Source organism: Paenibacillus tarimensis, from assembly GCF_021532315.1.
Classification (GTDB): domain Bacteria; phylum Bacillota; class Bacilli; order Paenibacillales; family Paenibacillaceae; genus Paenibacillus_I; species Paenibacillus_I tarimensis.
In genome coordinates, this window is the sequence record NZ_JAKGAO010000039.1 from 1 (window position 1) to 9803 (window position 9803).

General features: G+C 55.9%; 4 protein-coding genes. All 4 read right to left on the reverse strand.

All coding sequences use genetic code 11. The features are described 5' to 3' along the window. A partial coding sequence (locus L1N82_RS22720; protein WP_235289749.1) for a non-ribosomal peptide synthetase occupies window positions 1–4589 on the reverse strand: 4589 nt, incomplete at its 3' end. A gap of 39 nt (window positions 4590–4628) precedes the next feature. After that, complete coding sequence (locus L1N82_RS22725) at window positions 4629–6362, reverse strand: ABC transporter ATP-binding protein (protein WP_235289750.1); 1734 nt, start codon at window positions 6360–6362, stop codon at window positions 4629–4631. Continuing rightward, a complete protein-coding gene (locus L1N82_RS22730) occupies window positions 6359–8185 on the reverse strand; it encodes an ABC transporter ATP-binding protein (RefSeq protein ID WP_235289751.1) in 1827 nt (608 codons plus the stop codon). Before L1N82_RS22730 ends, L1N82_RS22725 begins: the two co-directional genes overlap by 4 nt. Next, window positions 8175–9803 (reverse strand): thioesterase domain-containing protein (locus L1N82_RS22735; RefSeq protein ID WP_235289752.1); only part of this gene is annotated, 1629 nt, incomplete at its 5' end. The genes L1N82_RS22735 and L1N82_RS22730, both read right to left, overlap by 11 nt.

Genomic DNA, 9803 nt, shown 5'->3' on the forward strand with positions numbered 1-9803 from the left:
TCCGGGTAGAGCTCCGCCTGCTCTTCGAACAAGCCGTGAATCGTCTGCTGCCGCGGGTAGTCCGCCTCCGAATCATTGAAACCGTGCACCAGCTCGCGGATTTCCTCCTCCGTGAGCATTTCCAGCGAGGCAATATCCCCGTCCGGCGCTTCTGCGATGGTTTCAAGCAGCCTGTCATAATGTCTCGCGAACCGCTCCGCGGTCTCCTGTTTATACAAAGCCGTAGCGTAATCCAACCGGCATTCGAGCTGACCATCCAGCTCCGAAATGTCCAGGAGCAGCTCGAACTTGGATGTCCGGTTTTCCAGCGGATAAAACGATTGCTCCAGCCCCTCGATGACAATCTGCTCGTTCTCCGTATTTTGCAGGGAGAAGAACGTATCAAAGAGCGGATTCCGGCCGGTCGCGCGCGGAATGTGAAGACTTTCCACCAAGTCTTCGAACAGATAATTTTGGTGTTCGAAAGCCCCGAGCGTGATGTCCTTGATTTCCTCCAGGTACGAAAGGTACGGCTTGGAACGCTCCGGACGGCTGCGAATGGCCAGCGTGTTGACAAACATCCCCACGACCCGCTGCACTTCTTCCTGCGTTCTTCCGGCAATCGGCGTTCCGACGATTAGATCTTCCTGACCCGAATATTTATGCATAAGGATGGAGTAAGCCGACAGCAGCACCATGTACAGGGTCGTCCCCGTCCGTGCCGCCAGCTCTTGCAGCTTCTCCGTCCGCTCTTTCCCGATATAAAACTTCACGGTCCGGCCGTCAAAGCTTTGCACCGCAGGCCGCGGGAAGTCCGTCGGCAGCTCCAAGACCGGAAGCTCGCCCGACAGCTGTTCCAGCCAGTACTCCTTCTGCGGCTGGAGCATCTGCCCGTAGGCCTCGGAATGCTGCCAAACGGCATAATCTTTGTATTGAATGCGCAGCGGGGCCAGCTCCTCGCCCCGATACAGGCGGCTGAACTCGTCGAAGAGCAGCGCGGTCGAAATACCGTCCGATACGATATGGTGCATATCGAACAGCAGAATGTGGCGTTCCTCGGCGACTTCGATCAGCCCGATGCGAAGAAGTGGCGGCTTAGTCAGATCAAACGGGCGATAGTAAGCTTCCACCACCTGATCCACTTCCCGCTCGCCCACCTGGAAATAATCAACAGCAAACTCCACCTCGTCATAGATGCGCTGAACAAGCTCGCCTTGAACCTGCTCGATCCCGGTACGCAGCGCCTCATGACGCTGAATCAGCGCCCGGAACGCGTCTTCGACGCGCATGTGGTCCAGCCTGCCTTCGAGAAGCAGCGCCGCCGACATATTGTAGCTGCGCTCGGCCCCGTCAAGCTGGCGCAGGACGTACAGACGCTTTTGCTCGGATGAAACCGGATAGTACTCGGCCTCAGCCGCCTTTGTAATCTCATACGTCTCCTGCTGCTTTAAACCGTCAATTCTTTGGGCCAGCTGTTCGATGGTGGTATAGCGGAAAACATCCCGCAGCGGAACCTCGACCTGCAGCTCTTTCCGAATCTTGGAGACAAGCGTGGAGGCCCGCAAGGAATGACCGCCCAGTTCAAAGAAATCATCTTGGACTCCAACTCGCGCAAGACCCAGCACCTGCTGCCAAATGAGAGCAAGTCTTGTTTCCAGCGTTGTGCGGGGAGCCACATATTCACGAATTGCTTCTACCTCTTCGGTCGGTTCAGGCAGCGCTTTACGGTCAATTTTGCCGTTCGGCGTGAGCGGAAGCTTATCAAGCGACACCAACCGGGCCGGAACCATATGGGCCGGCAGCTCTTGCTTCAATCGGGACAGCAGATCGCTCAGCTGCAAGGAAGCATCCGCCGCCACGTAGCCGCACAAATACTTTTGCCCCTGCTCATCCGTACGGTCGGTCACCACAGCCTGCTTGACGCCCGGGTAACGCAGCAGGGCGGTTTCAATCTCGCCGAGTTCGATCCGAAAGCCCCGAATTTTCACCTGGTAGTCGATCCGGCCGATGAAGTCAACGTTGCCGTCTTCCAGCCAGCGGGCCAAATCGCCTGTCCGGTACAGACATTCGCCCGGCACAAACGGGCTGTCCGCAAACTTCTCGGCCGTCAGGTCCGGACGATTCCAGTACCCGCGCGCCACCCCGGCGCCGCCGATGACAAGCTCGCCCGGAACCCCTACCGGAACCGGCTTTAACGCGGCATCGACTATGTAAAACCGGGCGTTCAGCCAAGCTTTGCCGATCGGCACATGACCCGACGGCGGCAGCTTGTCCAGCGGCTCATCGTAGAAGCTGCTGTCAATGGCCGCTTCGGTAACACCGTAGCTGTTGATAATGCGGAATTGTCCGCCGAATCTTTCCTGCAGCAACCGATAATCGTTGACACTGCAGGCATCCGAGCTGGTGATCAGCAGCTGCATGGAGCTGACGTCCAATCCTTCTTCATAGATATGCTGCATGAACGGCAGGATGAGCGCAGGCGTCGATTCGAACACTGTGATGTTCTGGTCCCGAATCCAGCCGTATAAGCGGTTCGGATCAATCCTGTCGTCCTTCGGCACAATCACCATCGTGCCTCCGTTATACAGCGTCCGCGCGATATCTCCGACGAACACGTCGAACGAGAAGCTGGCCAGCTGCAGCAGCCGCACCGGGAACTGACCCAGCCGGTACTCGCGACGGTACGCATCCGCTGTATTCACAAGACTGCCGTGCTCGATCATGACGCCTTTCGGGCGTCCCGTCGTACCCGAGGTGTAAATTACATAAGCCAAGTCCTGCGGGGCGCTGCAGGCAGATTCAAATTCCACGGATAAGGCATCGCCGTTATAAATCTGTTCATCGTCCATGGCATAGACAGCTTGAAGCTTCAGCCGGTCATCGGAGAGCCATCCTTCGGCCCGCTCAAGCAGATGACGCTGCGTAAGCAGCACCGATGCTTCGCTATCGCTGAGCATGTACTCAATCCGCTCCGCCGGATAATCGGGATCCAGCGGCACATAGGCTCCTCCGGCTTTCCACACGGCGAGCACCCCGACCAGCAGTTCTACCGAACGCTCCGCCCAGATCCCCGTAATCGTCTCCCTGCCCACACCCTGTTTGCGAAGGAGGGAAGCCAGCCGCTCGGCACGTTCGTTCAATTCGCCATAGGTCAGCTGTTTGTCCATGTAGACGACTGCCGGATGATCCGGAATTTCCTGGGCGAACTTTTCAACATACCGATGAAACACTTCTCCCTCGCTCAGCTCTGTCACCGGCGGGTTAAAAACGTTCAAAATGCGGTGTCTCTCCTCATCGCTCAGCAGCGAAATCTCGCGTACCGGCAGTTCGGGAGTCTCAAGAAACTGGTCCAGAACGGTTACATACTGTTCCATAATCCGTTCAATCTCGGCCGTTTCGAACAGGCCGGTACGATAGGAAGCATGGAGAATGACATGGCCTTCATTCAGCATATGGTCGAAGCGCAGCAGCAGATCGTCCATCTCGTGCCTAGCAAAGTGAGCCTCCAGGCATACCTTGATTTCTTCGTACTCCACGATTTTCAAAGGCAGATATTCCAGCGACGTGCGGAACAGACCCGAAAGATCGTTGCGGCCATGTTGTTCGCGCAAATCCTGGATCAATTGGTTATAAGGGTATTTCTGATACCGCAAATCCGCCATATTTTCCTTGGAAACCGTTTGGAGCAGGGAAAGCACGTTCCCGTCTGGATTCAGACGAACCCGCGTGGCCACGGTGCTGACGAACATGCCAATTGTTTCTTTTTCCTTCTTGCTGGTGCGATTGGCAAAAACCGTGCCGACCGGAATATCGGTGCTGTCGGTCAGCTTGTACAATAAGGCGTACATGGCGGACAGAAATAACGTATATAAGCTGACCTGATGTTGTTCACTGAAGGCCAGAATGCGTTCATACCGGGGACCGTCCAGCGAGATGGCCAGTTTATTGGATTCGCTGCCAATCGAGAATGGCGGATAGGATTTAATGCCGGTCGTTTCAGGCAACGTGCTGTACTTCGTCAGCCAGTATTCCTTGCCTTTCTGATAACGCTCCGACTGCTCATATTCACGCTCCGCGAAAATATAATCCAGATAGGAAGGAGCCTGGTAACTGCTGGAGAGGCCTCTGCGCAGCTCCAGGTATTGCTCCATCACCGCATGCAGCAAAGCATTGAGGGACAAGCCGTCAGCGATAATATGATTGACCGTCAAATTGAGCCATACTTGGCCGTTCGCAAAATGGATAATCGTAAATTGGTGGAGGTGTTCGTCGAACACGCTGGCCGGTTTTTCGCTTACTTCTTTCACCCAGGCATAGAATTGTTCGGTTGTACCTATTTCGAGGCGGCTTATCCTGGCCTGGGCTTTCTCCGGCTCTTCGAACCACTGCGTTGGATTTTGCAAATCTCCGCTAATGCGGATTCGGAAAGCGTCATAGGCTTTGACAACCTTCGCCGCCGCTTGCTCCAGAAGCTGTGTGTCGATTTTACCCGTAATCTGGTAGGTCGCGGAAAGCGTTGTAATAGACGTTCCCGGATTCATAACTTCCATGAACCATATTCGGCGCTGGGCTTGCGTTAATCCATAGTGCTCGTTGGTATTCTCTCTCACATTGACACACTCCCGGTTTAGAGATTCTTTATCGCGGGTCTAGCCATACAGCCGAGCGTAATAACCTCCGAGCGCCAACAGGTCCTGATGGCGGCCCCGCTCGACGACCGTCCCTTGGTTCATGACGGTAATCACATCCGCATGTTCCACGGTGCTGAGACGGTGGGCGATCAGAATGGTGGTGCGCCCCTTCATCAATTCGTTCAGGGCCTGCTGTACCCAATGCTGGGATTCGTTATCCAGCGCGGAAGTCGCTTCGTCCAGCAGCAGAATCGGGGCGTTCTTGAGAATCGCCCGGGCGATCGCAATCCGCTGCCTTTGTCCGCCCGACAACGACGCTCCTCTCTCTCCCACCGGCGTTTTATACTGTTCCGGAAGCTCCCGAATGAAATGGTGAGCGTACGCCGCTTTGGCCGCTTCGATCACTTCTTCATCCGTTGCATCCGGGTTGCCGTAGCGAATGTTATCTTCAATTGTGCCGGTAAACAAGAACGGCTCCTGCGGAACGTATGCAATCTGCCTGCGGATTTCGTCCAGCGTGTAATGGCCGAACGGTTTGCCCTGGAGCAGGATTTCTCCGCTGTCCACAGGATAAAAGCCGAGCAGCAGCTTGATCAGCGTACTTTTGCCGCTGCCGCTTGCCCCCACGATAGCGGCCACCTGTCCGGGAAACACCTGCATGGACATATCGACAAGCACTTTTTTATCCGCCTGATAGGAAAATTCCACATCGCGGAACTCCACCGCAGCCTCCGACATGAGCTCGCTGTGGGGAGATCCCAAACGCTCCGGTTCCTCTTCCTCTCTTAGTACCTCTTGAATCCGGTGAGCGCCCGCGAGCGAATTTTGGGTCATCGACAGAACCATCCCCAAGTTCAACAACGCGTGCGTCAGATTCACTTGCAGAACCGCCAGAGCGGCGACGCTTCCCATTCCCATCAGTCCGTAGGAATATAGGAGACTGCCGATGACGATGATGCCGCAGAACGTGACGTAGCTGATAAAATGGTTCACCGCAGCCTGCATGCCGTTCTTCTGGGCGGTTTGCCGCAGCGTCTGCGTCATTTGTTCGTTCAACGCCTCGTACTGGCCGTAAATCGTGCGGATGCGGAACAGCTTCACAATTTGAATGCCGCCCATAAAATCCTTGAATTTTCCGGTCATTTTACCGAGCGTTTGCAAGCCTTGTTCGGACAAGACGCGGATATCCCGCGCAAATTTCAGGCTGACCGCGGAGGACAGCAGCGAAATAACGAAGGATACGCCGGCAAACCGCCAATCGATCAACACCATGGAGACAACGGAGCCGATGCATAAGACAACTTGAAGCAGCAAAACGAAGTAAACCTGCGAGAATGTAAACTCAACGGTCGTTACGTCGTTGTTCACCCGCGACAGCAAGTCCCCATGGTGCGTCTGCTCCAGGAATCTCGGCCGCACGCGGCACAGCTTGTCATAAAGACGTTCGCGGATATTCAGCACAGTCAGCTCGACACTGCGCTGGTATAAGTAAATGAACCAGGGAGATATCATATTTTCCAGGAACAAGGCCACGCCCAAAATAACAAAGGCTTCCACCATCAGAGACGTATCTCGGGACACGGCGAAATCAACCAGGTTCTGCACGACCAAACTGAAGGCGATCAGGAATAATGTCTGGGTGAGCGCCGTCACGGCCAGACCAATGGCGTACTGGATTTTGCGCTTACGGTTCATAAACGTCAGCAAATAGCCGAGTTCTTTCACTTGCGCGAGCCATCCGCCCTGTTTCATGTGTACGCCACCTCCCTGCGTTCGGCAGACTCGGTAAATTCCTGGTAGTACGACTGGGCGTACAGTCCCTTCATCTCCAGCAATTGCTCATGCGTGCCCTTTTCCACAATATTTCCTTGTTCCATGACCCAAATTTCGTCGGCGTTTTGTACCGTAGAAAGCCGGTGGGCAATAACCATGGTCGTTCTCTGCTTCATCAATACGCCCAGCGCTTCCTGAACCGCGCTTTCCGACTCTGGATCAAGAGCCGACGTTGGCTCGTCCAGCAGCAGAACGGGAGCATCCTTCAGAAAAGCCCGGGCCATTGCAATACGCTGGCGCTGCCCGCCGGACAAAAAGCCTCCGCGCTCTCCGACATACGTTTGGTAGCCGCCCGGAAGCTGCATAATGAAGGAATGCGCCTGGGCGGCTTTGGCGGCTTCGATAATCTCGTCCATCGACGCATCTTCCCGCCCGTAGCCGATATTTTCGGCGATCGTGCCGTTAAACAAATAGGAGTCCTGGGTTACCACGGAAAAATGCGACCGAAGCTGCTCCGGATCGGCGCCGTCGATCCGGCTGCCGAACACGCGGATCTCGCCCTGGCCCTCCAGAAGCGGATAAAAGCCGCATACAAGCTTAAACACCGTGCTCTTCCCTCCGCCGCTCGCTCCGACAAGCGCGATCGTCTTCCCTTCCGGCACCGAGAAGCTAAGATTCCGCAGGATCGGGGAACTCTCCTCATACCCGAAGGTTACGTTCCGAAACTCGATGGGGGCGGCGCTAGCCTTCGGAAGTGAACGGCCATTGTCCGTTTCGGTCGGCTGCTCGACGATTTCGGAGACCCTTCTCAGGGCACCGGCCATTTCGAATGTCCGCGTGATGAGCTCGGGAATATGCTCCAGCGGCTCCAGACACAGATTCAGCAAGTACAGGAAGGCGACCAGCTCTCCCGCACCTAGCTCCCCTTTGTAAATCAAATAACTTCCGTAACTGACGGCGAAAATGATCGGGCTGATCATCAGCGTGGACAGCAGCGGATTGACCCAGGCTTCCCGCTTTTTAACGGCCAGCTTTTTTTGGGCCGTCAATTGCAGCAGCACTTGGTAGGAGCGGGATAACATGCCGGATAGCAGGTAGCTTTTTACAATAGGCATACCCCCAAGCGTATCCTGGAGATTGACGTTCATTCGGCCCATGTTCGCCTGAGCTTCCTCCGTCAACCGCTCGAGTTGCTTGCCAATCCACTGGGAAACTAGCAGCGCTGCGGGAAATAACAGCAGGCTGTACAGCATCAGCTCCCATTGGAGATAGATCAAATAAGCGAAACAGCCGATGAACAGCAGCGGATGATAAAACCACTGGGCGAGGTCCCGGATCATAAACTGCTGGATAAGCTGCAGGTCATTGTTGATCCGCGACAATACGTCGCCGGAGTGCTGCTTTTCCAAATAGGAGACCGGGAGTTTGCCGATATGACGCATGACATGGTTGCGGATATCCTGCACCGCAGAGGCGCTGCTTCGCTCCACGCCGAAGCTCATGAAGAACTTCGCCGGCACACCGATTAAGATGACCACAAAGACCGTGTACACGGTTTGCAGAACGACCGGCCCCGCCCCCTTCTCGGCCTCGGTGGTCAGCTGCTCGATCAAACTTCCCGTCCATATCTCAATAACGGCGGCGGCAATCGCGGACAAGGTGCCGACGATCATCCAGCCTTTGTGACGGCTTACATAGAACATCAGCCAGCGGAACGCTTTCCAGGCGGAGTAAACGGTTTGGCGCTTGGAAGGCGCCGCTGTGCCTTGTTCTTGAACAGACAGCTGGCGGTCAGCTTCCATGCAGTACCATGGCCTCCGCTTCGATCTGCCGCTTGACTTGCTCTAAGATGTCCCGGATGACGGCAGCCGTTTCGTCCACGCGCGAAAGTTCCAGCAATTCCTCGTGCGCGCCCTCCAGCCGGTAATCAGCGTAAGCTTGCGTCGTTGCCCCCCGCCAGGACGGCAATTGATGCTCCAGGCGGAACGCTTCGCTGTCCTTCGCGATCAGTTCGTAAATCCGGGCCGGGATCGTACCCGAATTAATAAGCTGCGCTTCGTACGCCAAGGTCGCTTTGACCTTCCGGTGAACCCGCTCCCGCAGGAGCGGGTTGCTCATTAACTCCTTCTCTTCTTCGTCGAAATCGGCAAGCGTTTCTTCAAGCTCTTTCGCCGATGTTTCGGAAGGCGTCAACGTCTTCTTAATCCACGAGTCCACCATGAGCACGTCCGTTACGGAATATCCCCTTTTTCCCATCGTTTTGGCTACCTCGAACGTCAGGTTGCCGCCGAAGCAGTAGCCGAGCAGCACGTAAGGTCCTTCCGGCTGGATGCGGACGATCTCGTCCACATAACGGTTCAGCATGGCCTCGTAATCGGCGGCATCGTCGATAAAATCAATGCCGTAGAGCACGAACCGGCCGTCGAGCCTGCTTGCGAGCTCCCGGTAACCGATGCCGAAGCCGCTGCCCGGTGGGAAGCAGAATACGTTCAGATCTCCTGCTTTATTCAGCTTAATAAAGGATTCTCCCCCCTTATCCAGTCCGAGGTCTCCCTCGCCGAAAGCCATGGCTTCAACGGTTACATGGTGGAATTGGCGGTTCAGCGGTATCTCGATGCCCGTTTCATCGTATACGGCTTGAACGAGTCTCATCAGACTTAACGAATTGCCGCCGAGCTCAAAAAAGTTATCCTTTACACCGACCTGCGGAACGCCAAGCGTATCCTGCCAGACGCGGGCGATCTTCATTTCGAGCAGCGTTCTCGGCGCGACATATTCCGCTCCTCCGGCTGCGGCTTCCTCCGGCGCGGGCAGCGCTTTGCGGTCGATTTTCCCGTTCGGGGTCAACGGCATCTGCGAAAGCTGCACGAGGTGCGAAGGAATCATATACCCCGGAAGCTGCCCCGCGAGCTCCTCCTTGAGTTCATGCGCCGCCAGCCTCGTTTCCGCGACGTAGTAAGCGACAAGCTGCTTTTGGCCGTTCGCGTCGTCGCGGTCGAGCACGATGGCTTCTTGCACGGCGGCGATCTTCAGCAGCTGTACTTCGATCTCGCCGATTTCAATCCGGTATCCGCGGATTTTGACCTGATGGTCGATCCGGCCCAGGTATTCGATGCTGCCATCCGGCAGCCAAGCCGCCAAGTCGCCCGAGCGGTACAGCTTCTCCCCTTCCGCAAACGGGGAATCGACGAACTTCTCCGCCGTCAGATCCGGACGGTTCAGGTAGCCTCTCGCAAGGCCTTCCCCGGCCACGTACATCTCGCCCGCTACGCCGATCGGCACAGGGCGGCGGTTCTCATCAAGGATGTACACCCTCAGCGTCGGGATCGGCTTGCCGATATTGCTCTTCGCCGCCTCAATCTCGGCCCATGTAATTTCCTTATACGTTACGTGAACCGTCGTCTCGGTAATGCCGTACAT

What these genes read in the sequence shown, in the direction of transcription:
- L1N82_RS22725 (WP_235289750.1), bottom strand. Translation starts at nt 6,362, where the DNA reads ATGAAACAGGGCGGATGGCTCGCGCAAGTGAAAGAACTCGGCTATTTG.
- L1N82_RS22730 (WP_235289751.1), bottom strand. Translation starts at nt 8,185, where the DNA reads ATGGAAGCTGACCGCCAGCTGTCTGTTCAAGAACAAGGCACAGCGGCG.